The organism is Gordonia westfalica (assembly GCF_900105725.1).
Classification (GTDB): domain Bacteria; phylum Actinomycetota; class Actinomycetes; order Mycobacteriales; family Mycobacteriaceae; genus Gordonia; species Gordonia westfalica.
In genome coordinates this window covers 3267406-3291841 of sequence record NZ_FNLM01000034.1, presented here as the reverse complement: position 1 = coordinate 3291841, position 24436 = coordinate 3267406, and the positions used below count along the sequence as shown (strand labels likewise).

The window sequence follows — 24436 nt, the reverse complement described above, 5'->3', positions numbered from 1 at the left end:
CGGACATCAAGTATGATGCCGCTATGGCTTCGAGTTCTTTCGTGCGGCGGCGCCCCCGTGACTACGACGGGAGTTCTTCTGCCGAACTCGCGGTGTTCCGGGCGACCGAGGAACTGCTCACATCGACCTCTCTCCAGGATCTGACCGTTGCCCAGATCCTGGAGACGGCCGGCCTGTCCCGGGCCAACTTCTACCACTACTTTGCCAACAAGTACGACGTCCTGGTGGCGCTTCTGGGACGAGTGTTCGACGAGTCCTACGGCGCTGATGCGCCGTGGTCCTCCGACCCGGGACGTGACCGGGCGCGGCGCATGGGCTCGAGTCTCGAGCACACCCTCGACATGTGGTCACGACATGGGGCGGTCATCTGCGCGGTCATCGAGCACATGCACAGCAAGCCCGCGGTCGCCGCGGCCTGGCAGCGGATGTTCGAGCAGTTCGTCGCGGCCGTCGCCGAGCAGATCAAGTTCGAGCGTGCCGAGGGCCGTGCTCCGGACGGCGCTCCCGCGGAGATGCTGGCCGCGATGCTGGTCGGTGGTTCCGAGCGGGCCTTCTATGTCAGCACGCGGGGGCTCGACGATCGGCTTCCCGCGGCGGCGAGTGTCACCACGTCGCTGAGTGCCATCAACGAAGCGGCCATCTACGGCGGCCGAACGGTGCCGAAGGGTCGACGCAAGAAGTCGGGCGATGCCGCCGAGGCGAGCCGGGAGTTGCTCCCCGCGATCGACAACCCCGCGGTGGAGACCGAGACGGCGCAGAACATCCTCGAGGCAATGCGCGAACTACTGCTCACCGAGACGCTGGCCGAGTTGTCCGTCGCGAAGATCCTGAAGCAGTCGAACACGTCCCGCGCGTCCTTCTACTTCTACTTCCGGAGCAAAGAGGACGCCTTCGTCGTTCTGTTCCGACAGGCGGCGGCCGACATCGTCGCCGCGCTCACCGCGGTCGCCGACGTCGACCGGCAGGACCCGTCGGCCTTGCTCGAGCAGGTCGGACAGTGGCTGCATCTCGACGGACATGCCGGCGCCGTGATCAAGAACGCCGTTCACGAGTGGCCACGCCTGCCGGAACTGCGCGCCGAATACCTCGCCGCGATGAACGCCATGGAGACGACTCTGGAGTCGATCATCGTCGCCGATCGGGCACGCGGATTGGCACCGGCCGGCCCGCCGGCCAGCGAGTACACGGCCACGCTGCTGTGGACCATCGAGCGCACCATCGCTGGATCGCTCGCCGGCGAGACGCACCTGGACGACATCGACGCGGTCACCGACATGGTGGCGAGATTCATGTACGCCGCGATCTACGGAAGTCGCTGAGAGGTGGCGGGTTTCAGCCCTTCGAGCCGGTGAAGCGAGTGATCGCGGTTCGGAAGCCGGGGCCGTCGACGAGGGCGGTCTGACCCGCGACCTCGACCTCGAAGGCATCCTCGAGGCGGTGGAGCAGTGCGGCGTTCAGACTGCGCTTGGTCGCGGCATAGGCCTCGGTGGGGCCGGCGGCGAGCTTGCGGGCGAGGGACTCCACATGGTCGGTGAGATCCGCATCGTCGACCACCGCGTCGATCAGGCCCCAGGAGAACGCGGTGTCGGCATCGACCCGTTCGGCCAGCAGAGCCATCCGCGACGCACGACCGAATCCCACACGCGCCCCGACGAGAAGTGAGGCGCCGCCGTCGAGTGTGAGCCCCACTCGTGAGAACGCGAGGGTGAACGACGCCGACCTCGCCCCGACGACGTGGTCGCACGCGAGGGCGACGGCGCAACCGACGCCCACCGCAGCCCCGTTCACCGCGGCCACGACCGGCTTCCGGGTCTCGCGCAGAGCGCGCACGATCGGGTTGTAGAACTGCGTGAGTTCTCGCTCGGTCCGCGGCGCCAACCGCACGTCCGGGCCGAGCCCGTCGAGCGCGAGATCCGCTCCGGCACAGAATGCTCGACCTCGACCGGTGAGGACAACGCATCGGACGGTGTCATCGGTCGCGGCGGCGGCGACAGCCTCGAGCAGATCGCTCTGAAGCGTTTCGTCGAAGGCGTTGAGCGCTTCCGGGCGCGACAGTGTCAGGCGGCGGACTCCGTCGCCATTCGCGGTCTCGAGCGTCTCGGAGTGTGCAGTGACGGTCCAGTCGATCATGGGGCACACGATAGGGCAGACGAACACTCCATACAAACTGTATGGTCGGCGGGACGAGCGCCCCACAGCCAGCGCCAAAGTGATTGACATCACGTCTGAACACTGTGTACGCTCGCCGCATACTTCAGCCCGAGGGCAGGTCCCCGAAGCACCAGAAAGCGAAGACCACGATGAGTGTTACCGAGATGTCGACGAGTATGGCGACCACCGAATCCGGGTCGGCACTGGCCGGCGCGCGAGCCGCGTTCGACAGCGGCCGTACGAGACCGCTGTCGTGGCGGGTCGCCCAGCTCGAGGGGCTGCTGCGGTTCATCGACGAGTGCGAGCCGGCGATCGCAGCGGCGATCGAAGCCGATCTGGGGCGTGATCCGATGGCCTCGTTCATGGCCGACATCGCGCCGGTCCGGCACGAGATCCGGCACACGCTCGCGAACCTGGCGCGCTGGATGAAGCCGGAGAGGGTGCGGTCAGGCGCGGCGGCCGCCCCGGGCAGGGCGTGGATCGTCCCGGAGCCCAAGGGTGTGGCACTCATCCTCGGCGCGTGGAACTTCCCGATCCTGCTGACCCTGCATCCGCTGGTCAGTTGTCTGGCGGCGGGGAACGCCGCAGTCGTGAAGCCGTCGGAGATCTCCGCCGCGACCGCGAGGTTCCTCTCGGAACAGCTGCCGCGGTACGTCGATGCGGAGGCGATTCGCATCGTGCTGGGTGGTGCGGAGGTCAGCGCATCGCTCGCCGGCCAACCGTTCGATCACACGTTCTTCACCGGCTCGACGTCGGTGGGGCGGGCGGTCATGGCTGCCGGCGCTCGCAATCTGACTCCGGTGACGCTGGAGCTCGGCGGCAAGAGCCCGGTGATCGTCGCCGCCGACGCCGATGTGGACGTCGCCGCTCGGCGAATCGCCTGGGCCAAGGCGGTGAACGCCGGACAGACGTGTACTGCTCCCGACTACGTGCTCGTGGAGGAGTCGGTGCGACCGGCGCTCGTCGAGCGACTGCTGGCCGAACTGCCGCTGCGCGGGGCCCAGGACACCACCAGGATCGTGAACGACCGTCATGTCGCCCGCCTGCGACGCATCTTGTCGACGCATGGCGGCGAACAATACGGTGGCGCGATCGACGAGTCGAGGCGGAGCGTCACGCCGGCGCTCGTCACCGACCCGGACCCGGACTCCGAGCTGATGCAGGAGGAGATCTTCGGTCCGGTGCTCCCGCTGATCTCGGTACCCGATCTCGGTTCCGCGATCGAGTTCGTCAATGCCCGACCCAAGCCGCTCGCCCTCTATCTCTTCACCGAGTCGCGCGCGGTGGAGGATCTCGTGGTGAGCCGGACGTCGTCCGGGTCGGTCGCCGTCAATCACCTTCTGTATCAGCTCCTGGTCCCGGAACTCCCGTTCGGCGGCGTCGGCGCCTCCGGGATGGGGAACTACCACGGCAAGAATGGTTTCGACACCTTCAGCCACCGGAAGGCGGTGTTGAGCAAGCCGTCGCGGCCGGATCTGCCGATGGCCTACCCGCCGTACGGTCGTGCGATGCAGAAGGTGCTCAGGAAGCTGATGGGATAGCCGGCTGCCCGGACGGCGGCCGGCGGGCCGGAGTATGGCGCCCTGGGCCGCGTGTGGAACACACGCGGCCTGCTCGTCGTATCTGCTCTGATCGTCATTAACCTAACAGATGTAGGTAGCGATTTGGAGCTAAGTCGGCCGACTAGCTGGGGTTTTCGCCGGTCCAGACAATTTCGAGCTGCTGACACTTGACAGCTAACGTCTCATGTCTGCTAGCCTGATCAAGGTTTCAAGTGGTGGGCATCACAGTGTTCCGCCTTACGGTGCCAGGCCACATGGGTGATGTCCGAAGTCGGGGAGACATCCCCCGGGACCTCACCGTCGACGCCGGCGCGGGGGCAGCCCAAACCCCGCCACGGGGTCGTGGACCGTTCGGAGTTCTCCCCGACGTGTCACCGCTCTTAATGAATTCGAGAGGACCGTGATGACTGTCAGTGCTCTGGGAGGGCGCAGTCCGGGAATCAGATCGGCCGAGGCGCTCCGCAGGTTCGTCGCCGGCGTGATCGACCGGATCAGTCGTAGTCTGGCGACCATCGGTCGTTCGGCGCGACTGGCCGGGGAGATGATCCGGTTCGCGATCACCGACACCTTCACCCTCCGCCTGGCCGGCGGTGAAGTGATCGACCAGATGTGGAAGCTCTTCAAGGTCACCGCGCTTCCCGCGCTGCTGATGGCGGTTCCGATCGGTGCCGAGGTCTCGGTTCAGGTCGGTGGCGTCATGGATCAGGTCGGCGCCAACTCCCTTGCGGGCGCGGCGTCGGGTCTCGGCGTGGTGAACCAGGGCGCGCCGATGGCCGCCGGCCTCCTGATGAGTGGTGCGGCAGCGTCGGCGATCGCCTCCGACCTCGGTGCGCGGTCGATCCGCGAGGAGATCGAGGCGATGAGGGTGATCGGCGTCAACCCGGTGCAGCGGCTCATCGTGCCGCGGTTCCTGGCGATGCTCGCCATCGCCCCGGCGCTCTGCGTGATGATCATCGCGTCCGGTGTGGGCGCGGGCCTGGCAATCGCGGCGAACGTCAACGACGTTGTCCCGGCGAGCTTCTGGCAGTCCTTCGGAACCTTCGCAACCCCGACCGACCTGATGTTCTCGGTGCTGAAGGCCGTGTTGTTCGCCTTCATCGTCGTGGTCATCGCAAGCTTGCGCGGACTCGAGGCCAAGGGTGGTCCCAAAGGTGTGGCCAACGCGGTCAACGCCTCGGTGGTCCTCAGTGTCCTGTGCATTTTCATGACGAACATGGCGGTCAGTCAGCTGCAGGCCATGTTCTTCCCGGCCCAACTGGCGTGAGGCTCAGATGACGACAGAGAGTGCTACGGCAAGCGCGGGGATCGTCCGCCTGGGCCGAGCGTTGAACGAACGCGTGACCGCGGCCATCGCGACCTTCGGTCAGATCGTGGTGTTCGTCGGCAAGACCTTCGCGTTGTTGCCGACGACGATTCGCCACTATCGCAAGCAAACACTCAAGACCATGAACGACATGGCCTGGGGGAGTGGCTCGATCATCGTCGACGGCGGTGTGGTCAGCCTGATGTTCTTCCTGGGCATCGCGGTGGGTTCGGTGGTCGCGATCATGGCCTTCATGGCCTTCGACCTCCTCGGGTTCGGCGCGCTGACCGGAATCATCAACTCGTTCGGCAACATCCGCGTGGTGGCGCCGATCATCACCGGCATCGGCTTCGCCGCGCAGGCAGGCTGCCGGATGACCGCGGAGATCGGCGCCATGCGAATCTCCGAGGAGATCGACGCGACCGAGACCATGGGTCTGCGGGCCATCCCGTTCGTGGTGGGAACCCGACTCATCGGCGGCATGCTCGTGGTGCTGCCGAGCTACCTGATGGCGCTGGTCGTCAGCTTCATCACCGGCGGACTGATCGTGAAACTCTTCCACGACCAACCCGAGGGAACCTACGACCACTACTTCGCGCAGTTCATCTCGATACCGGATCTTCTCGCTTCGGTCGCCAAGGCGCTCATCTTCTGCGCGGTGATCACCATCATCCATTGCTATTACGGCTATTTCGCATCCGGTGGGCCGGCAGGTGTCGGCGCCGCATCCGGGCGCGCCATCCGCGCAAGCCTGGTCGCCATCGTCGTTCTCAATTTCCTCATGACCGTGGCCATCTGGGGCCTCAATCCGGTCCTTCCGTTCAGGGGTTGACGTGTCAGTGAACAGCAGTCAGGACTTCATCAGAGGAGATGTCCGGGGGCAGTCCCGGACGCTCGTCACGGCCGGCCTCTCGGCGCTGGTGGTGTTGGTGGTCGTCGTCGCGGTGTTCGCGGTGGTCTATCCCCGCGCGACCGCGCCCCGGGGAACCGATCTGCACCTGGTTCTCCCGGCACTGGGACCCGGCGTCGAGAACGGGAGCCGGGTCCTGCTCCGCGGGGCCGAGGTCGGCGAGGTGACCGGTATCGACGCGACCGAACCCGGTGTCGTCCACGTCGACGTGGTGCTCGACGACCAGGCGGCGGGCAGCCTCACCGATTCGTTCCAGCTCGACTACCGGCCGCAGAACTACTTCGGCGTCACCGCGGTCAACCTCGTGGCGATGCCGGGTGGGGAGTCCCTGCGCAGCGGGCAGACCGTACGCCGTGAGGCCGCACCGGATTTCACCATGTCGACGATGATCGAACGCAGCTCGATCGTGGTGGACGGGACGCTGACCCGCGACATGATCGACAGCCTCGACGAGGTGATGCGCTACGCCAACGGCCTGTCGCCGCTGATCGAGACCGCGGTCATCTTCACCGACAAGGTGGCGCGTACGCAGCGCCAGATGCCGAGCACACTCCTCGGCAAGATGAACGACCTCGCCGAGGCCTTCCCCGGTTTCAACCGGGAGGCGATGAAGAGCCTGGATGCGATCAGCAACAACGTCCTCAACAAGCTGCCTGATGGTTCACGCGGCGTGGACGAGGCCTACCACGACCTGATGGACCGGTCCCTCACCGTCGCCGCCGACGGGCTGTTCGGCGCCATCGGCACCCTGCTGGGCTCGCACGCCACGGATCTGACCCCGGTGGTCACCTCGATCAAGTACCTGGTCGACCCGGTGCCGCAGATGATCGGCGGCGGTGCGTCGATGGCAAAGACACGAAAGGCGATCGAACAGTTGCGCAACACGTTCAAGGGCAACGAGGAGGCCAAGACCTTGCAGATCCGTCTGCTCCTCGACACCGTGCCCGCGGTCGCGGGTCCGCTGGCCCGCATGGGTGTCGTCGACGGCCCGCGCGTCGGAGGTAACTGATGCTGACGTCTCGCAACACGCTCTTCGCCGGCATCAAGGTCGCGATCGTCGCGGTGATCACCGTCCTGTTGTTCATCCTGGTGATCAACGCGATGCGCAACCCGGTCGACGCCCAGGTGGTCAAGTACCGCGCCGACTTCACCGATGCATCCGGACTGCACGAGAACGGTGACGTCCGCTTCCGCGGCAAGCGCATCGGCAAGATCACCGCGGTGGATCTGCAACACGATGCCGACGGGAAGCCCTTCGCCCGAGTCGAATTCACGATGGAAGACCAGCAGAAGCTGACGTCGACCACCAAGCTCGCGATCAAGTACCAGAACCTCACCGGCGTGCGTTACCTCGACGTGCGACCCGGGGACGAGCCCGGTCAGATGGTCAGCCATGCGTCGACCTCCCAGACAGTGCCGTCCTTCGACATCACCGGTCTGTTCAACGGACTCCAACCGGTGCTGACGACCATGGACGCCGACGAGGTCAACCAGTTCAGCGAGAACGCGATCGCGTTGTTGCAGGGAGACGGTTCCGGTCTCGGACCGATGCTCGACAGCACGCAGAAACTGGCGGACTACGCGAAGAACCGGCAGCAGCTGATCTCCACCCTCACCGCAAATCTCGCGCGCATCGCCGACACCATGGGCGGGCGTTCACCTCAGGTCATGGGGTTCCTGGAGGCCGTGGACCTGCCGATCAGCAATGCGATGACGGTGCTCGACGAGTTCGCGGTGACGGCGAGTGCAGGCCCGGCCCTGTTCGAACCCGTCGAGCGACTCCTGGTGGCGTTGGGCATCAACGAGCAGTTCAATGTCGACGAGTTCCTCCAGACCTCGTTCAAGTCGATGCAGGAAGCGCTGAACTCGTTCCAGCTCATGCCGAATGCGCTGGCCGGCCTGCGGGGGATCGACACCCGCGCGTCGTTCTCGAAGCAGTGCACGAACGGACGTGCGCAGCTCCCCGCCGATGTCCGTGTGCTCATGAGTGGTAGCGAGGTGGTCCTGTGCCAGCGATGAAGAAGAGCCGGCTGCACCGGTTCTCGACACACGACGGTGTGATCGGCGCGGTGGTCCTACTGGTCGTCGTGGCACTGCTGGGCACCCTCGCGGTCATCTACCTGCGGCCGCCGGGCCAGAAGTCGATCACCTTCGAGGTCACCGACGCCTCCGCGATCGAACCGGGCGAAGACGTCCGCGTCGCCGGGATCAGCGTCGGGAAGGTCAGCGAGGTGACCCTCGCGCCGGACCGGGTCCAGGTGACCGCACGGATCGACGAGGAGACCTTCGTCGGCGACCAGACCCGCCTCGAGGTCCGGATGCTCACCCCGGTCGGCGGCTACGCGATCACGATGATCCCGATGGGGCGGGAAGAACTGACCACACCCATTCCGGCAGAACGGGTCACCGTGCCCTACTCGATCGGCGACATCATCCAGGCGGTGCCCAGCACCACCGACGAGGTCGACGCCGGCGAGGTCAACTCGAACCTGGACCAGGTCGCGAAGGCGCTCGGCTCCAACGACACCTCCCTCCGGGGCATCGTGGACGGCCTGGAGTCGGTCACCGAGGTCTTCGACAAGCAGCGCGGTCAGGTCCATCAGATCGCCGGACTGGCTGCGGAGTACCTCCAGACCTTCAACGGCAACCGTGAATTCGTCTTCGAACTGATCCGCAAGATCGACATGGTCGTCAGCGCCTATCACGTGAACTCGGCGGGCTTCAACTACGCCTACAAGCTGTTCGCGAACGTGCTGTACAAGCTGTCCCCGTTCATGCGCTTCTACCTCGGCCACAGTGATCTGGTCGCCCAGCACGTGAACCAGATGAAGGACACCATCATCCGGCTGCAGCAGCAGCTGGGACCAGCCATCGACGGCTTGGTCTCCACGCGGAAACAGCTGGCGCAGTGGATCACTCCGCAGGGCATGCGTGAGATCGGCGGCGACGCGCTGTGGACCGAGAACGTGTGCATTCCGATTCCGGGAAGGAACTGCTGATGAGGGGCATCATCTCCAGGCTCGGGACAGACCGTGCCGGCAAGCGTCGGCGGGCCGCCATCGCGGTCGGAACGGTCGCGGCGATGGCCGCGGTGGTCACGACCGTCGGGCTGAGCGTGGCCTCCGCACGCGATGTCGGTCCGGACATGGCGGGTGGTGACGGCTTCTGTGCCGACATCTCGGACACGATCGGTCTGTATGTGGGCAACCGGGTCACCCAGATGGGCATCCCGGTCGGCAAGGTCGAGAAGATCGAGAGCCGCGGCACCCACGCGCGCGTCACCTTCTCGCTCGAGCCGGGACGGAAGTACCCGGCCGACGTCAAAGCGGTCACGAGGTCCAAATCCCTCCTCGCAGACCGCAATCTGGAACTCGTCGGCAATTATGCGGGCGGACCCACGCTCGTCGAGGGCGGATGCATCGGCGTCGACAACGCCTTCACGCCCAAGAGTATCTCCGAGGTCGCCGGCTCGGCGTCGGACTTCCTGAAGGCCTTGTCGGACAACGGCGGTGACGACCTCGAGAAGGTCCTCGAGGGTGCCGACCGTGCGTTCGCCGGGACGGGGACGCAGGCGTCGAAGATGTTCGAGAATGCGGCGCGAGCCGCCCAGAACCCGGACTCGTTCATCGCCGACATCGGGACGTCGATCCGCGACATGGCCCCGCTCACCGACTCCGCGGTGCGGAACTGGGATCAGATCATGTCGATCATGAACCAGGCGCCGAACGTCTCGGCGCTGGGCACCACCCTGTTCTACGACGTCGCCCGGTTCTGTCAGGGTGTCGGCTGGACCATCGCCCTGCTGTACGACATCCAGCGCAACTACGGCGACGACATTCTGTGGCCGCTGCTACACGGGCCGGTGGAGGACATCGTCGCCTACGGTGCGCAGCGCGCTCCGGAGCTCTCCGAGCTCCTCGGTGTCACGCCGTCGATCGCCGCGGCGATGCGCGAGCAGGAGTCGGCCGCCGGTGCACTGTCCGTGCCGTATCAGGCACCCAAGGTCGCGGTCAGCAAGGCCGAGTGCAAGGCCCTCGGCGGAGCCTGCGATCAGGAGAGGGGCACCACCTCGGTCAATCCGTTGTCGATCCTGCTGCAGAAGGCTGGTTTCTAGATGAGCGCGAAACGAATCCTCGTCGCGGCGATCGCCGTCTGCGCGATCGTCGTCGGCCTGACCGGCTGCTCGTCACTGAGCCCGAATCGCCTTCCGTCGGTGAAGAGCGGCGTGCCGCTGGACTACCGGGTGACCCTGCAGTTCACCAGTGTGCTGAACCTGCCCGACGGCGCCGACGTCATGATGAACGGCATCCAGGTCGGGCGCGTCGAGTCGACGAACCCGACCCCGGACGGCGTCGACGTCATCGTCGGACTGACCGATGACCGCGCGGTGCCGGCCGATTCCTCCGCGATCATCCGCCAGAACACGCCTCTCGGCGACACCTACCTCGCCATCGAACCGCCGGCCCGTGACGGCTCCGGCGAGTATCTCCGAGAGGGCAGCGTCATCCCGGTCGACCGGACGACGTCGCCGCCGCCGCTCGAGGACACCATCGCCGTCCTGGCGTACTTCGTGAACGGTGGCAGCATCCAGAAGGTCCAGGACACGATGGCGACCCTCAACCGCACGATGCCGCCGGTCGGCGATGTCCGGAAGATCGCGGCGACCGTGTCGAAGGACCTCGACGATCTCGCGCGGAACACCGGCGAGATCGAACGGACCATCAACGCGCTCAACGCCGTGTCCCAGTCCTTCGACGACAGCCGGGTCCAGATCGACCACGTCTTCTCCGATCAGGGCCTGCACTACTGGAAGACCGTGGCCAAATCACTGGTCGCCCACATCAGTACGCTCCTGCCGTCGGTGGGATCGGTGTTCACCGGTGGTCTGTTCCTCGTGCCGCTGCTGAACTCCCTCGCCGCCACGGGCGAGGCCGGCCGCGGGATGTGGGATCAGGCGCCGTCCACCGGCGCCGCGATGGCGAAGTTCCTCGAGAACACGCTGATCCCGTTCGCCAAGAACCCCTCGGTCAACGTGTCGTCGGTTCGCGTCACCGCCACGGACAGCGGTTCGATCCGCACGGCGGGTAAGAAGCAGCTTCTCGGGGACACCAAGCTGCTGCTGAGCATGCTGGGAGCAATTCGATGATCACCAAGACCCGCGTGTCGGTGGTGGCCATGCTGGCGCTGGCCGCCCTGTCGATCGCCTACATCCTCAACGTCGGACTGCACGTCAAATCGCCGTCGGCGAAGCACGCGACGATCACCGTGCCCGACACCAACGGCATCCTCGTCGGTTCGCGTGTCCTGCTCCGCGGTATCGAGATCGGGCACGTCACCTCGATCCGGCAGGCCGCGGACGGAGCCCAGATCACCTGGGACTACGACGAGTCGGAGAATGTCCCGGTGGAGTCCGAGTTCCGGGTCGACAACCTCTCGGCGCTCGGCGAGGCCTACGTGGCCGTCATGCCGAGTACGGCCGGCGGACCGTACCTGCAGGACAACGCTCTGGTCGACGGCGAGAGCGTCTCCAGTTCGGCGACGTTCAAGGAACTCTCCGAGCGGGTGACCGAAGTGCTGGGCCAGACCGACCCGGAGAAGGTCCAGCGCGTCTTCGCCGAACTCGACCTGGGCCTGCCCGACGGAATGGAGGTCATCGAGGACCTCAACCGTGCCGGCCGGCTGCTCACGTCCGAGTTCACCCAGCAGGCCGATCAGCTCACCACGCTGCTGGCCACCATGCAGCCGCTGCTGATGCGATCCACTCCGCTGCCTGCTTTGCTGCGCGCGACCTCGCCGAACCTCGAAGAATTCGGTGTGGCTTTCTCGGCGATGGAATCCGGGACCAAGGACGCGATCGACTGGAGTGGCCCGATGTACACCGGGATCACCACCGGAGCTTCGCCTCTGGTGGCCGCCCTGCAGAAGTTCCTCGACGACAGCGGAGCGGATCTGAAGGTCATCGGCGACAACCTGCTGCCCGCCGCGCAATCAGGCGCGGCTTCGCTGCGGACCGTCGACATGGGACGATTCCTCGACAACCTGCTGAACGCAACGGATTCCGGGGCGCTCGACATCGAGATCCCCGTGGGAGGTCGATGATGTCGCGTCGAAGACAGACGGGACGGGCGTAGCCCCGTCGCCTGGATGTCACAGCCCTGCTGACTTCACCCCCGACCTGAAGAGAGACTCCCATGAAGACCGATACCCACCCGGAGAACGACCAGACCGACACCACCGCAGACGATGTCGCGGTTGAGGAGAACGTCACCGAGACGACCGCTGACGAGAAGGCCGCCGAGAAGAAGACCGCCGAGAAGAAGACCGCCGAGAAGAAGACCGCCGATACCAAGGCCGAGTCGAAGTCCCGCCTGGCCGGCCGCTCGGTGTCGCTGCGCTCCGTCCTCGTCGGCGCGGTCGCCGTGCTGGTGGTCGCCGCACTGGGCCTGATGGGCTGGCAGCTGATGAGCACCTCCAACGAGGTCGACGACCTGAAGGCGGCCTCGGCCGATCAGGCCAAGGCCGAGCAGGTCGCCCTCGACTATGCACAGGGCGCCGCGAACATGAGCTTCGAGAATCCGGAGGACTGGCGGAGTCGCCTCACCGCGGGTACCTCACCGGAACTGTCCGAGCGCCTGCGCCAGGCGTCGACCCAGATGGAACAGCTGCTGCGTCCGCTGCAGTGGTCGTCGACCGCGGAACCCATTGCGGCGAAGGTCGAATCGGTCGACGGTGACTCCTACCAGGTGGTGGCCTTCGTGAACGTGCGCACCAAGAACGTGCAGGCACCGTCGGGTATCGAGTCGACGGCGACCTACCGGATGACCCTGGACAAGAGTCAGGACTGGCTCATCACCGCCATCAGCAGCACCGGCTCGAACCTCGACGCCAACGAGGGTGGAGCACCGGCGCCGGCGCAGCAGGCGCCTGCCGAGCAGGCGCCCGCACAGCCCGCACCCGCGGTTCCGGGTAACTGAACGCGACGACGAGGACGGGGTAAACGCCATGGGTGTTGAGGTCAGTGTCGAGAATCTGACGAAATCTTTTGGTTCGCAGAACATTTGGCGAGATGTGTCGTTGACGTTGCCGGAGGGTGAGGTGTCTGCGCTGCTGGGTCCGTCGGGTACCGGTAAGTCGGTGTTCCTGAAGACCTTGATCGGTCTGCTGCATCCCGAGCAGGGTTCGGTGATCATCGACGGCACCGACATCACGCAGTGTTCGGCCAAGGAGCTGTACGAGATCCGCAAGCTGTTCGGTGTGCTGTTCCAGGACGGCGCCCTGTTCGGTTCGATGAGTTTGTTCGACAACATCGCGTTCCCGCTTCGTGAGCACACGAAGAAGAAGGAGAACGAGGTCCGCGACATCGTGATGGAGAAGATCGACCTGGTCGGTCTGACCGGTGCCGAGGACAAGCTGCCCGGTGAGATCTCCGGCGGTATGCGCAAGCGTGCCGGGCTGGCGCGTGCGCTGGTTCTGGACCCGCAGATCATCCTGTGCGACGAGCCGGACTCGGGTCTGGATCCGGTGCGTACCGCTTACATCTCGCAGTTGTTGATCGACATCAATGCGCAGATCGACGCGACGATCCTGATCGTGACGCACAACATCAACATCGCGCGGACGATCCCGGACAACATCGGCATGTTGTTCCGCAAGGAGTTGGTGATGTTCGGTCCGCGTGAGCAGTTGCTCACCTCGGAGCAGCCGGTAGTCAAGCAGTTCCTCTCCGGTGACCGGTTCGGTCCGATCGGTATGTCGGAGGAGAAGGACGAGGCCCTCGTCGCGGCGGAGGCGGCGATGGCGGCGGCGGGTATCTCCGGTGGTGGTACCAAGGAGGACTTCACCGAGATCATCCCGCAGGTGCAGCCGAATCCCGGTATGCCCGAGCGCAAGGCGGTGGCCCGTCATCGCGAGCGTGTGCACGCGATGCTGCCCACCTTGCCCCCGAATGCGCAGGACGCGATCCTGCGCAGTATGGCCGAGGAGGACCGCATTCGTGCCGAGGGCGACGCCCACGCGGCCGATGTGGCCGACGGCGTCGCCGGGTCCGGCGCGCGGGACTGGCAGGAAGCACCCACCCAGGTCCTGCCCCGCATCTGAGGGCGCGTCCGGTGCGGCATCGCCGCGCCGGCCGACGCACGCCCTCTATCTATTGATGTTAGTTTTAGACTCCCGTGCCGGGTCGTGAACCCTCCCGAATGCCCATCTCTGAAGTGGAAGCGAACAGTCCATGAGAATTGATCCCCGTACACCTGTCGTCGTCGGGGCGGACAGGTGAACGAACGCGACGGCGGGGTCGAGCCCGTCGACCTCATCGTGCGGGCCGCCCGCGATGCTGCCGAGCAGGCCGGTGCGCCGAAGTTGCTCGAGAGCATCGATTCGGTGCGCGTGGTGGGATTGCTCTCCTGGCGGTATCGCGATCCCTGGGCACTCGTTGCGGAGCGACTCGGCGCGGGGCCTGCGCACACCGGTTACACCGGCAACGGAGGCAGTACCCCTCAGGTGCTCGTCAATGCCGCTGCCGAGGACATCGCAGCGGGACGGGCCGACGTCGTCCTGATCGCCGGCGCGGAGTCCTGGCGTACTCGGATGAAGTTGCGCGCCAAGGGGGAGCGTCCCGCGTGGACGAAACAGGACGAGTCGGTGCCGCCGGCCGAGATCATTGTGCCGGATGTGCCGATGGAGGCCGAGAGCGAGCGTCGGATCGGGCTGGACCGCCCGTCGTACGTCTACCCACTGTTCGAGCAGGCGCTGCGGATCTCGGCCGGCCGGACCATCGCCGAGCACGCCGAGTACATCGGCGCGCTCTGGTCGTCGTTCAGTGAGATGGCCGCGACCAACCCGCACGCCTGGACGCAGCGGTCCTACGCCGCCGCCGAACTGGCGACGGCGTCGGAGAACAACCGCTGGATCTCGACTCCCTACCCGAAGTTGTTGAACTCCAACAACATGGTGGACCAGGGGGCCGCGCTGATCCTGTGCTCCGCGGAGGCGGCGGAACGTTTCGGCGTGCCCCGTTCGGAGTGGGTGTTCCCGCACAGCGGTACCGAGTCGAAGGACACCGACGCGATCGCGGCGCGCGGGGCGCTCGATCGGTCGGCCGCGATCCGGATCGGGGCACGCCGCGCGCTGGAACTCGCCCGCGTGGGGATCGACGACGTCTCGTTCCTGGACATCTATTCCTGTTTCCCGTCCGCGGTGCAGGTGGCCGCCATCGAGCTGGGGCTCGATCCGGGCGGGATGCAGCGACCCCTGACCTGCACCGGCGGTCTCACCTTCGCCGGTGGGCCGTGGAACAACTACAGCACGCACGCCATCGCGACGGTGGCGTCGCGGCTGCGCGAATCGCCGGGCACCTACGGTCTGGTGACCGCGAACAGCGGGTACCTGACCAAGCATGCCTTCGGCGTGTACAGCACCGAGCCTCCGGCAGGGGGCTTCCGGCGTGAGAACGTCCAGGCCGAGGTGGACACCGAACCCACGACGGCGGTGGCCGAAACCCACGACGGCGTCGCCGAGATCGAGTCCTGGACTGTCGCTTTCGGTCGAGACGGGAATCCCGACAAGGCGTTCGTCGCGGCGCGGGTTCCGGGCGGTGCACGGACCCTGGCGGTGGTCACCGACGCCGGCGACCTCGACGAGTTCGCCGACGCCGAGATGGCCGGCCGCCCGCTACGGGTCGAGGGGTCCGGGACCGCTCGGCTCGATTGACCCGCATTATCTAAAGACGTAAGGTTTATTGCACAGGCGCCGGGTAGCCGGCGGTGAAGGAGTGACGCGATGAGCGAGATCGACGACTTTCGTGCGCGCTATGCGCAGCACGTCGGCCACGTCGCCGCCGGGGACATGGGGTCCGCATTGGCGGAGATGGTCCAGGAGAACCTGCCGACCGTGTTCGAGGGCGTCGACGTGCCCCGTGGCGCGATCGACGACCATCGGATCGTCGGTGTCCGAGCCGATGGCGACCGGATGATCGGTGAGGCCGTCTACACATTCGACGGCCGCCAGGTCGGACTCCGCTCGGTCTGGGAACGCCGCGACGGCACGTGGCTGGCCGCCGCCCTGGAGAACTTCCCGCCCGGTGATCGGGCATGACCGCCGCGACGACCGACGTCCCCTGGGGTCCGGCCGCGGACGGCATCGACGCACCGTACTGGGAGGGCCTCCTCGCCGGTGAGCTGCGGCTGCAGCGCTGCGGGACATGCCAGACCTGGATCTGGAGCCCGCAGTCGGTGTGCGGCAACTGCCACGGCTTCGACCTCGAATGGCGCAGCGTCGAGCCGGCCGGCACCGTCTACAGCTGGAGCCGGAGCTGGTATCCGTACATCGAGGAACTGTCCGACCGGATGCCCTACATCAGCGTCCTCGTCGAACTCGCCGGCGCCGGTGGCCGCCGCGTCCTCGGGCTGCTCGTCGACGACGTGGAGCGGACGCCGCAGATCGGCGAGTCCGTAACCGGGTTCTTCGAGCACAAAGAGGGTGAACCCTGGCCGCTGCTGCGGTGGCGCCGGAGCGATTCGGCCCCGGCCGATTCGATAGGGGGAGGACGCTGATGTCCGGATCGATTCGTGGCGCGACCGCCGTCGTCGGCGTGTCCGAAATGCATTACAAGCGCGGGCAATCGCCGATGACCGAGCAGCAGATGACCATCAAGGCCATCCTCGACGCCTGCGCCGACGCCGGGGTCTCGGCCCGTGAGATCGACGGATTCGTCTCGTATGCAGGCGGTTCCAACGACGGCCCCATCCTCGGTGCGGCACTGATGATCGACGAACTGCGGTGGTCGAACATGATGTGGGGAGGTGGCGGGGGCAGTGTCGCCGCGGCCATCACCAACGCGGCCGTCGCGATCGCGTCGGGACAGGCGGACTGTGTCGTCGTGTATCGCGCCATGTCGCAGGCCGACACCGGACGACTCGGCTACGCCAAGTACCACTACGGCCCGCACTTCCTGGCGCACGGCGTCGGCTCGCCCGCGCAGATCTGCGCGATGCGGACGCAGCGGATGCTCGAACACGACGGGGTCCCGCGATCGGCGATGCGCTCGCTCGTGCTGGCGGCGTATCAGCATGCGCAGCAGAACCCCACGGCCCAGGGACACGGTCGACCGCTCGACGAGGACACCTACGAATCGTCGAGGCTCATCGCCGAACCGTTCCATCTGTACGACTGCTCGAGGGAGAGCGACGGCGCGGTGGCACTCGTCCTCGTGTCCGCCGACCGCGCGCGCGACCTGCGCCCCGACCCGGCCTATGTCATCGCCGGCGCTCAGGGTGCGCCCGGCGGATACTGCGAGCGCGTCGACAACGACGAGCAGTACTCGACCGCCGGTTTCGGTCCGGCGAACAACGGCAAACCCGGTGTCGCCGAACGTCTCTGGGCGTCGGCGGGGCTCGGTCCGGACGACGTCGACGTGGTGCAGGTCTACGAGAACTTCAGCGGTCCCGCGGTCGCGGCACTCATCGACCACCGGTTGTGCCCGCCCGGAGAAGCCGCGGGCACGGTCATGACGGTGGAGAACCTGACCGCGCCGCACGGCAAGCTCCCGGTGAACACCAGCGGCGGCAACCTGGCGGACTCGTTCATCAACGGACTCAACCTCGCGGCGGAGGCCGTGCGTCAGATCCGCGGCACCTCGACCAACCAGGTGTCCGACGCCAAGACCTCGTTGTTCATCGGGGGGCCGATGGCGCCGCTGGTCAGTTCGGTGTTGTTCGGCCACGCAGACACGCTCTAGCCAGGCACTCAGACTTCGAAGGGTCATCATGTTGGATCGCAACGAGCTGTTCATCGACGGGAACTGGGCTCCGCCGGCGTCGGGGGAGTACGGCGACGTCGTCGAGGCCGCCACCGAGAAGGTGCTCGGTCGTAGTGCGCTGGCGGGGACCGCGGACATCGATGCCGCGGACGCGGCCGCACGGGCCGCACTCGACGGGCCGTGGGGATCGATGAGCAGAGCCGAGCGAGCCGATGTCCTCGACCGGTTCGCCGCGGCGATGACCAGGCGTGCCCGCGACACCGCCGAGCTGGTCAGCCGCGAGAACGGAATGCCCATCAGCCTGGCGAAGCCGACGAACGGCTACGGCCCCGCGGCGATGCTGACGTACTACGCGGGCCTGATCCGGGCCGCGGAGGACGAGGAGGTTCGACCCGGCGCGCTGGGCGGTCGTACCGTCGTCCGCAGTGAGCCCGTCGGGGTGGTCGCGGCGATCACGCCGTGGAACTACCCGCAGCCGCTCGCCGCGATGAAGATCGCCCCCGCCCTCGCCGCGGGTTGCACGGTCGTCCTCAAGCCTGCACCCGAAACCGCTCTGGATGCTTTCGTTTTCGCCGACGCGGCGCAGGAGGCCGGGCTGCCGGCCGGTGTCCTCAACGTCGTGCCGGGCGGTCGCGAGGCCGGAGCGCACCTCGTCGAACACCCGGGCGTCGACAAGGTGGCATTCACCGGGTCGACCGGCGCCGGACGTGCGATCGGGGAGGTGTGCGGCCGCCTGTTGCGTCCGGTGACCCTGGAGCTCGGCGGCAAGTCGGCCGCCATCGTCGCCGAGGACGCCGACCTGGAGGTGTTCGCCGGTCACCTGCTGGAGGTGTCGCTGGTGAACAACGGGCAGACCTGTCACGCCAGCACACGGATTCTGGCCCCGCGTTCCCGCTACGGCGAGGTCGTCGACGCGGTCACCGAGACCGTTCGTGCACTGCGCGTCGGTGACCCGCTCGACAAGGCGACGGCCATCGGTCCGCTCGTCAGCGCCGCCCAGCGCGATCGGGTCCTCGGGCACATCGCGGCGGGCCGAGCCGATGGTTACCAGATCACCACGGGCGGAGGCGTTCCCGGCGACCAGCCGCAGGGCTGGTTCGTCGAACCGACCGTATTCGCCGGCGTCGACAACTCCGCGTCCATCGCGCAGGAGGAGATCTTCGGTCCGGTGCTCACCATCACCGAGTACGCCGACACCGACGACGCGGTGCGCATCGCCAACGACTCCGTGTACGGACTCGGCGGCACCGTGTGGACGACGGACGAGGAGCGCGGGCTCGAACTGGCCCGGCGGATCAGGACGGGGACGGTCGGCGTCAACCACTACGCCCTCGACCTCACCGCACCGTTCGGCGGTGTGAAGGCATCCGGTCTCGGACGGGAACTCGGGCCGGAGGGCCTCGCGCCCTACCTCGCCCCCAAATCGGTGTATTTCGCCACCCGCTGATCATCTGAGTTTCGACAGGAGTGACATGACGGATCTGCCTCTGACAGGTGTCCGGGTCGTCGACGTGACCGACGGTCTCGGCGAGTCGTGTGGACGCTTCCTCGCCGACCTGGGCGTCGACGTTGTGCGTGTCGAACGTCCGGGCGGTTCGGCGTCGCGCCGGACCGAGCCGATCGAGTCCGGAATCAGCATCCCGTTCGCACTCGACAACGCGAACAAGCGGGTCGTCGTCCTCGACCTCGACTCCGATGCGGACAGGTCCCGATTCCTGGATCTGGTTGCCGGCGCGGACATCCTCGTCGAGACCACGCTTGCCGGAACGCCGGCCGGACGTGGGTTGTCGCCGGCCGAGCACCTGGAACGCCACCCCGAACTGGTCGTCGTCTCGATCAGCGGCTTCGGTCAGACCGGCCCCTATGCCGATTGGGCCGCAACCGAATCGGTGATCTACGCGATGAGCGGAGTGCTGTCGCGTTCCGGTGAGCCGGGTCGGGAGCCGCTGCTGCCTCCGGCCGGGCTGGTCGAACAGTCGGTGGGAGTGCACGCGGCCTGGTCGGCGCTGCTGGGATACTACGACCGGTTGCGCACCGGCAGCGGACAACTCGTCGACATCTCGGCCTTCGAGACGGTGGTCCACGGTTTCGATCCCGGCTTCGGTGTGCAGGGCTCGGCCGCCGCGGGCCGTCGCGACGACTTCCCGCGGGGCCGCCCCGACGCCGCGAACTTCTACCCGGTCCTGCGCTGTGCGGACGGACAGGTGCGGATCTGCCTGCTGGCGAAGCGTCAGTGGCGTGCCATGTTCTCCTGGCTCGGCGAACCGGCCGAGTTCGCCGATCCCGCCTTCGACACCATCCCGGCACGTTTCGCGGCCGCGGACCGCCTGCATCCGCTGATCGAGGAACTGTTCGCCGGACGCACGCGCGACGAGCTGGTCGCCGAAGGAGCCGCGCGGGGCATTCCGATCGGCGGCGTGCTGCGCCCGGCCGAAGTGCTCGCCAACGAACACTTCGCCGCCGCCGGGACACTCGTCGACGCAGAGCTCGCACCCGGTGTCACGGCCCGCATTCCGTCGGGCTACGTCAAGATCGATGGCCGGCGAGCGGGATTCCGGCACCGTGCGCAGTCGGCCGACGCCGCCGCGGACCTCTGGTCCGAGACGCCCGCGGCCCGCGAGCTCACATCGGACGCAGCCGAACCCGGCACCCACCCGTTCACCGGGCTGCGCGTGCTCGACCTCGGGGTCGTGGTGTTCGGGGCCGAACTCGGCCGCCAGTTCGCGGACCACGGCGCCGACGTGATCAAGGTCGAGAACCGTGACTTCCCGGACGGTCTGCGCCAGTCGAAGAGGAAGGACACGCTGTCTCCGTCGGTGGCCTGGGGTCACCGCAACCGCCGCTCACTGGGCGTCAACCTCCGCACCGACGAGGGACGGAAGCTGTTCCGGCAGCTGGCCGCCGATGCCGATGTCGTCCTCGCCAACTTCAAGCCCGGGACCCTCGACTCGATGGGGATCGGCTACGACGAACTGCGAAAGATCAACCCGCGCATCATCGTCTCCGACGGCAGCGCCTTCGGCAGCACCGGACCGTGGAACACCAGACTCGGCTACGGGCCTCTCGTACGTGCGGCCTGCGGCGTGTCGGCACTGTGGCGGTACTCCGACTCCGACACGGGTCTGAGCGACGGCTCGACGGTGTACCCCGACCACATCGGCGGACAGGTGGCCGCGGTGGCAGTCCTCGCCGCCCTCATCGCCCGGCTGTCACACGGGCGCGGTGCCGAGATCGAGGTGGCACAGGCCGATACGGCTCTCGTCGCGCTCGGCGGCCAACTCGTCCGCGAATCACTGGCCCAGGGATCGGTGTCGGCCGTGGGCAACACCGACCCGTTCGCCGCACCGGCCGGCGTGTACCCGTGTGCCGGCGACGACGAGTGGTGCGTCGTCACGGTCCGCGACGATCGTGACTGGCGCAGCCTCACCCGTGTCATCGGGCGTGACGACCTCGCCGACGACGCCCGATTCGGGCTCGCGGACAGGCGGACCGAGAACCGGGAGGAGGCGGACAAGGCGCTGACCGACTGGCTGTCGGAGCGGACGCCCACCGACGCGATGACCGCACTCCAGGAGGCAGGTGTTCCCGCCGGTGCGATGGTCCGGCTGCCCGAGTTGCTGACCGACCCCCATCTGAGCGCGCGGGATGCCTACACCCAGCTCGAACATCCGCTGCTCCCGGGGCCGCTTCCCACCGCGGTGCGTGTCGCACGGTTCACGTCGATCCCGGATGCGCCGCTGCGCCCGGCGCCCCTGCCCGGTGCCGACACGCATGAGATCGCGGTCGGGTTGCTCGGCCTCGACGATGCCGAGTACCGGCGATTCGTCGCCGACGGAATCCTCCAGCCACTCGAGGAGAGTGCACGATGATCACCTATGAATGGCGGCCTCGCCTCGAGGGCGCCGAGCTCGACGAAGTGATCGAACTCGTGACCGAGGCAGCCGAATACGACGACGAGGCCGGGTTCTCGCACATCGATCCCACCACCGTCCGCGAGGTCGGTGACGGCAACCGCACCGTCGCGCATCTGCCCATCAAGGCACGGCGCGACCTCAGCCCGCTCGAGGACGTCCCGATGGTGATCGTGGCGTACCTGCACCTTGCGGTCGACGCCGACGGGCTGGGCACCGTCTCCTACGTGGTCCACCCCGAATATCGTTCCCGGGGCATCACCACTCTGCTCGTCGAGGAGATCGGTCTCGAGACCGACGGAGCCGACGGCTGGGACCACACCGGCGCCAAAGCGCTTCGGTGCTGGGCGTATTCGACACACCCGGCGTCGGGACGTCTCACGCGCCGCTTCGGGATACCGGCCGTCAGCCGCCAGTGGACGCTGGTCCGGCACCTGACCGGCCCCTTCTCCTTGCCGCTCGACAAGCCCGAGATCCCGGCCGGCGTCACCGTCACCGAGCCACGGGAGCTCGCCGCCGACGATCCGGTGATCGCCGACGTCCTCGCATCCTCTGAACTCGCACCGCGGCATCGTGATCGCGTCGCCGACGACCTGCGGCTCGGTGGTGGGATGGTCGTCGACGCGCGGAACGCCGACGGGGAGGTTCTCGGCTTCGTGTGGTTCTCGACCGAGCATCGCCGTCACCTCGAACTCCGTGCCGCACCGGTCAACGCGCTGGTGCTCACCGCGGCCGCACGAGGCGGAGGCGTCGGGACCGCACTGTTGCTCAGTGCGCTCTGGCATCAACTCGACGCCGACGTCCAGGTGTCCACGCTGCGAATCGATCCCGACGATGCGGGCGCGGTCCGGATGTGCAGGTTGCTCGGCTACGAACAGGAAGACGTGCACTCCTGCTACCAGCTCGGCGAGAGCTCGAGCCCGCCACCGGCGTTTCGCTGACACGACTTCCGACATGTGAGAAGGCCCTGATGAACGACAACCGGACCGAGACAGCCGCGCTCGACAACCACAAGCTCCGCGTGGTTGCGAAAGAGGCTGCGGCCGAGGGGGTCGTGTCACTCGTCCTCGCCGACCCCGACGGCGGCGACCTGCCGGAGTGGTCACCGGGTGCCCACCTCGACCTGGTACTCGGCGAGAACCTGATCCGCCAGTACTCCCTCTGTGGAGACGTGGCCGACCGAAGCCGTCTCCGGGTGGCGGTCCTCCGCGAACCGGTGAGTCGTGGTGGTTCGCGAAGTGTGCACGAGGACGTCTCGGTCGGTGACCTGGTCGCGGTCAAGGGGCCCCGGAACAACTTCCCGCTCGTCGACGCACCGTCGTATCTGTTCGTCGCCGGCGGCATCGGCATCACCCCGATGAAGCCGATGATCGCCGAGGTCGACGCGCGCGGAGCCGAGTGGATGTTGCTCTACGGCGGCCGCACGGCGTCGGGGATGGCGTTCGCCGATGCTCTGACGCAACAGTATTCGGATCGTGTGCAGGTGAGGCCGCAGGACGAGTACGGTCTGCTCGACCTTGATGCGGCACTCGATGCGCTGACGCCGGGGACCGCCGTCTACTGCTGTGGACCCGAGCCGCTCCTGGCGGCGATCGAGGAGAAGTGCAAGTCCCGCAGCGGCATCGAACTCCATCTGGAGCGGTTCGCGCCGAAGGTCATCGAATCCGAGAACGATGGTCCCGCCGAAGGATTCGACGTCGTACTCGACCGCAGCGGCAAGACCGTGACGGTCTCGGCGGACGAGACGGTTCTCGACGCGTTGCTCCGTGAGGGCGTGGAGGTCGACTTCTCCTGCCGCGAGGGCACCTGCGGCACCTGCGAACAGACGGTTCTCGACGGTGTTCCGGACCACCGGGATTCGGTGCTCGACGACGACGAGCAGGCCGCGAACGACTGCATGATGGTGTGCGTCTCGAGGAGCTGCACGCCGAGGCTCGTGCTGGATCTGTGATCCGAAGAAGCGCCTCGAAGGCCCGGTGAGACACCGTCGCCCACGCAATCACCGGTAGACGTCAACCCGACCGGCAGACTTCGATCGACGTCTGCCGGTCGAGTTGAGGTTCGGCAGTCGGATCCGGGGCTACTCAGGGAGCGGGGATACGCCCCTCCGCAGGCTCCGGGGCTACTCAGGGAGCGGGGGCGCCGGCAGGGCGTGGTCCCGGATGATGCCGTGCAGGAAGCTCCGGACCATCGCCTCGAACAGCTGCTTCTGGGTCAGTTCGTTCTTCGACAACGCTTCTGCGAGAAGCGGTTGCGAGTTGGCCGACACGTTGGGGAAGATCGCGGACCGTGGACGCGGCGGCCGCGTCGCCTCCATGAGGACCGCGCCGATGGCCAGGGTCTCCATGCCGTCCAGGATGCGGACGTGGAGGTCGACGGGCACTCCCGACTCCAGCAGGAACTTCGCGGTGTCCTCGTAGGTGGCGGTGAACAGGTCGCGGGGCAGGTGCTGAAGAAGAACCGGCGCGGCGTTGCGGTGACGGAGGATCGACTGCCGGAAGTTCAGTGCCAGGTTCACGAAGAACTCCGGCCAGTCCGGTCCCGGTTTCATCCGGGGGCGTCGGACCGCGGTACCGGCGACGTAGCGGGCCACCTCGGTGAGGATCTCGTTCTTGTCGTCGAAGTGGTGGTACAGCGACGGGGCGCGAACCCCGAGGTGCTTGGCGAGCTTGGGAAGGCTGAAGGCGTCGAGCCCTTCGGCGTCGATGATCTCGATCGATGCCGCCACCGCGGCATCGCGACTGATCAACGGCTTGGACGGCCGTGCCATTGCTCACCTCTCAGCGCGTCATGTCACGCGGCGCACCTGTCGTGCGCCCGCATCTGACCTAACCACAGTAGTTT

Annotated in this window: 21 protein-coding genes and 1 pseudogene; 20 read left to right on the top strand and 2 right to left on the bottom strand. The window is 67.0% G+C overall.

What is annotated here, in order from left to right:
- Positions 1 to 23 precede the first annotated feature (23 nt).
- The gene (locus BLU62_RS20560) at positions 24 to 1319 is read left to right on the top strand and encodes a TetR/AcrR family transcriptional regulator (RefSeq protein WP_074851843.1); all 1296 of its coding nucleotides are present in this window, start codon (positions 24 to 26) and stop codon (positions 1317 to 1319) included.
- A gap of 13 nt (positions 1320 to 1332) precedes the next feature.
- Here the strand turns inward: BLU62_RS20560 and BLU62_RS20555 are convergent, their stop codons facing one another.
- The gene (locus BLU62_RS20555) at positions 1333 to 2130 is read right to left on the bottom strand and encodes an enoyl-CoA hydratase/isomerase family protein (RefSeq protein WP_074851842.1); all 798 of its coding nucleotides are present in this window, start codon (positions 2128 to 2130) and stop codon (positions 1333 to 1335) included.
- Positions 2131 to 2300: 170 nt separating this feature from the next.
- On the opposite strand from BLU62_RS20555, the gene BLU62_RS20550 reads away from it, so the two are divergent.
- The 19 genes and pseudogenes from BLU62_RS20550 to BLU62_RS20460 all read left to right on the top strand — a co-directional run bounded on the left by BLU62_RS20550 (position 2301) and on the right by BLU62_RS20460 (position 23543).
- Positions 2301 to 3692, top strand: coding sequence for an aldehyde dehydrogenase family protein (locus tag BLU62_RS20550; RefSeq protein ID WP_074851841.1), 1392 nt, complete (start codon positions 2301 to 2303; stop codon positions 3690 to 3692).
- Positions 3693 to 4116: 424 nt separating this feature from the next.
- Positions 4117 to 4977: an ABC transporter permease gene (locus tag BLU62_RS20545; RefSeq protein WP_074851840.1), complete on the top strand. Its 861-nt coding sequence runs from the start codon at positions 4117 to 4119 to the stop codon at positions 4975 to 4977.
- A gap of 7 nt (positions 4978 to 4984) precedes the next feature.
- Complete coding sequence (locus tag BLU62_RS20540) at positions 4985 to 5848, top strand: MlaE family ABC transporter permease (RefSeq protein WP_074851839.1); 864 nt, start codon at positions 4985 to 4987, stop codon at positions 5846 to 5848.
- A gap of 1 nt (position 5849) precedes the next feature.
- On the top strand, positions 5850 to 6935 hold the full coding sequence (locus BLU62_RS20535; RefSeq protein WP_074851838.1) for an MlaD family protein: 1086 nt from the start codon (positions 5850 to 5852) through the stop codon (positions 6933 to 6935).
- Positions 6935 to 7945 carry an MlaD family protein gene (locus BLU62_RS20530; RefSeq protein WP_425284576.1) on the top strand — a complete coding sequence of 337 codons (1011 nt, stop codon included), beginning with the start codon at positions 6935 to 6937 and terminating at the stop codon, positions 7943 to 7945. The genes BLU62_RS20535 and BLU62_RS20530 overlap by 1 nt, the downstream gene beginning before the upstream one ends.
- A complete protein-coding gene (locus tag BLU62_RS20525; protein ID WP_074851837.1) occupies positions 7942 to 8925 on the top strand; it encodes an MlaD family protein in 984 nt (327 codons plus the stop codon). Before BLU62_RS20530 ends, BLU62_RS20525 begins: the two co-directional genes overlap by 4 nt.
- Positions 8925 to 10040, top strand: coding sequence for an MlaD family protein (locus BLU62_RS20520; RefSeq protein WP_074851836.1), 1116 nt, complete (start codon positions 8925 to 8927; stop codon positions 10038 to 10040). Before BLU62_RS20525 ends, BLU62_RS20520 begins: the two co-directional genes overlap by 1 nt.
- Entirely contained in the window at positions 10041 to 11072 is a 1032-nt protein-coding gene (locus tag BLU62_RS20515) for an MlaD family protein (RefSeq protein WP_074851835.1), read from the top strand.
- On the top strand, positions 11069 to 12025 hold the full coding sequence (locus BLU62_RS20510; protein WP_074851834.1) for an MlaD family protein: 957 nt from the start codon (positions 11069 to 11071) through the stop codon (positions 12023 to 12025). Before BLU62_RS20515 ends, BLU62_RS20510 begins: the two co-directional genes overlap by 4 nt.
- 92 nt (positions 12026 to 12117) lie before the next feature.
- Positions 12118 to 12900 (top strand): hypothetical protein, encoded by a 783-nt coding sequence (locus BLU62_RS20505; RefSeq protein ID WP_074851833.1) that lies wholly within the window; start codon positions 12118 to 12120, stop codon positions 12898 to 12900.
- 28 nt (positions 12901 to 12928) lie between these two features.
- On the top strand, positions 12929 to 14023 hold the full coding sequence (locus tag BLU62_RS20500; RefSeq protein ID WP_074851832.1) for an ABC transporter ATP-binding protein: 1095 nt from the start codon (positions 12929 to 12931) through the stop codon (positions 14021 to 14023).
- A gap of 130 nt (positions 14024 to 14153) precedes the next feature.
- Positions 14154 to 15634 (top strand): annotated as a pseudogene (locus BLU62_RS20495) (acetyl-CoA acetyltransferase).
- A 69-nt stretch (positions 15635 to 15703) separates the two neighbouring features.
- Entirely contained in the window at positions 15704 to 16018 is a 315-nt protein-coding gene (locus BLU62_RS20490; RefSeq protein WP_074851831.1) for a hypothetical protein, read from the top strand.
- Positions 16015 to 16476: a Zn-ribbon domain-containing OB-fold protein gene (locus BLU62_RS20485; RefSeq protein WP_074851830.1), complete on the top strand. Its 462-nt coding sequence runs from the start codon at positions 16015 to 16017 to the stop codon at positions 16474 to 16476. Before BLU62_RS20490 ends, BLU62_RS20485 begins: the two co-directional genes overlap by 4 nt.
- Positions 16476 to 17660, top strand: coding sequence for a thiolase C-terminal domain-containing protein (locus BLU62_RS20480; protein WP_074851829.1), 1185 nt, complete (start codon positions 16476 to 16478; stop codon positions 17658 to 17660). Before BLU62_RS20485 ends, BLU62_RS20480 begins: the two co-directional genes overlap by 1 nt.
- 28 nt (positions 17661 to 17688) lie before the next feature.
- Positions 17689 to 19128 carry an aldehyde dehydrogenase gene (locus BLU62_RS20475; RefSeq protein ID WP_074851828.1) on the top strand — a complete coding sequence of 480 codons (1440 nt, stop codon included), beginning with the start codon at positions 17689 to 17691 and terminating at the stop codon, positions 19126 to 19128.
- A 25-nt stretch (positions 19129 to 19153) separates the two neighbouring features.
- Entirely contained in the window at positions 19154 to 21550 is a 2397-nt protein-coding gene (locus BLU62_RS20470; protein ID WP_074851827.1) for a CaiB/BaiF CoA transferase family protein, read from the top strand.
- Entirely contained in the window at positions 21547 to 22533 is a 987-nt protein-coding gene (locus tag BLU62_RS20465; protein WP_074851826.1) for a GNAT family N-acetyltransferase, read from the top strand. The genes BLU62_RS20470 and BLU62_RS20465 overlap by 4 nt, the downstream gene beginning before the upstream one ends.
- Positions 22534 to 22562: 29 nt before the next feature.
- Positions 22563 to 23543, top strand: a complete 981-nt coding sequence (locus tag BLU62_RS20460; RefSeq protein WP_074851825.1) for a PDR/VanB family oxidoreductase — start codon at positions 22563 to 22565, stop codon at positions 23541 to 23543.
- Between the two features lie 171 nt (positions 23544 to 23714).
- Here BLU62_RS20460 and BLU62_RS20455 read toward each other — a convergent pair whose 3' ends face one another.
- The gene (locus tag BLU62_RS20455) at positions 23715 to 24362 is read right to left on the bottom strand and encodes a TetR family transcriptional regulator (RefSeq protein WP_074851824.1); all 648 of its coding nucleotides are present in this window, start codon (positions 24360 to 24362) and stop codon (positions 23715 to 23717) included.
- Positions 24363 to 24436 lie beyond the last annotated feature (74 nt).

Bases quoted from the DNA above. Each gene is read 5' to 3' on its own strand.
- BLU62_RS20560 (WP_074851843.1), top strand. From the start codon at position 24: ATGGCTTCGAGTTCTTTCGTGCGGCGGCGCCCCCGTGACTACGACGGG.
- BLU62_RS20555 (WP_074851842.1), bottom strand. From the start codon at position 2,130: ATGATCGACTGGACCGTCACTGCACACTCCGAGACGCTCGAGACCGCG.
- BLU62_RS20550 (WP_074851841.1), top strand. From the start codon at position 2,301: ATGAGTGTTACCGAGATGTCGACGAGTATGGCGACCACCGAATCCGGG.
- BLU62_RS20545 (WP_074851840.1), top strand. From the start codon at position 4,117: ATGACTGTCAGTGCTCTGGGAGGGCGCAGTCCGGGAATCAGATCGGCC.
- BLU62_RS20540 (WP_074851839.1), top strand. From the start codon at position 4,985: ATGACGACAGAGAGTGCTACGGCAAGCGCGGGGATCGTCCGCCTGGGC.
- BLU62_RS20530 (WP_425284576.1), top strand. From the start codon at position 6,935: ATGCTGACGTCTCGCAACACGCTCTTCGCCGGCATCAAGGTCGCGATC.
- BLU62_RS20525 (WP_074851837.1), top strand. From the start codon at position 7,942: ATGAAGAAGAGCCGGCTGCACCGGTTCTCGACACACGACGGTGTGATC.
- BLU62_RS20520 (WP_074851836.1), top strand. From the start codon at position 8,925: ATGAGGGGCATCATCTCCAGGCTCGGGACAGACCGTGCCGGCAAGCGT.
- BLU62_RS20515 (WP_074851835.1), top strand. From the start codon at position 10,041: ATGAGCGCGAAACGAATCCTCGTCGCGGCGATCGCCGTCTGCGCGATC.
- BLU62_RS20510 (WP_074851834.1), top strand. From the start codon at position 11,069: ATGATCACCAAGACCCGCGTGTCGGTGGTGGCCATGCTGGCGCTGGCC.
- BLU62_RS20505 (WP_074851833.1), top strand. From the start codon at position 12,118: ATGAAGACCGATACCCACCCGGAGAACGACCAGACCGACACCACCGCA.
- BLU62_RS20500 (WP_074851832.1), top strand. From the start codon at position 12,929: ATGGGTGTTGAGGTCAGTGTCGAGAATCTGACGAAATCTTTTGGTTCG.
- BLU62_RS20490 (WP_074851831.1), top strand. From the start codon at position 15,704: ATGAGCGAGATCGACGACTTTCGTGCGCGCTATGCGCAGCACGTCGGC.
- BLU62_RS20485 (WP_074851830.1), top strand. From the start codon at position 16,015: ATGACCGCCGCGACGACCGACGTCCCCTGGGGTCCGGCCGCGGACGGC.
- BLU62_RS20480 (WP_074851829.1), top strand. From the start codon at position 16,476: ATGTCCGGATCGATTCGTGGCGCGACCGCCGTCGTCGGCGTGTCCGAA.
- BLU62_RS20475 (WP_074851828.1), top strand. From the start codon at position 17,689: ATGTTGGATCGCAACGAGCTGTTCATCGACGGGAACTGGGCTCCGCCG.
- BLU62_RS20470 (WP_074851827.1), top strand. From the start codon at position 19,154: ATGACGGATCTGCCTCTGACAGGTGTCCGGGTCGTCGACGTGACCGAC.
- BLU62_RS20465 (WP_074851826.1), top strand. From the start codon at position 21,547: ATGATCACCTATGAATGGCGGCCTCGCCTCGAGGGCGCCGAGCTCGAC.
- BLU62_RS20460 (WP_074851825.1), top strand. From the start codon at position 22,563: ATGAACGACAACCGGACCGAGACAGCCGCGCTCGACAACCACAAGCTC.
- BLU62_RS20455 (WP_074851824.1), bottom strand. From the start codon at position 24,362: ATGGCACGGCCGTCCAAGCCGTTGATCAGTCGCGATGCCGCGGTGGCG.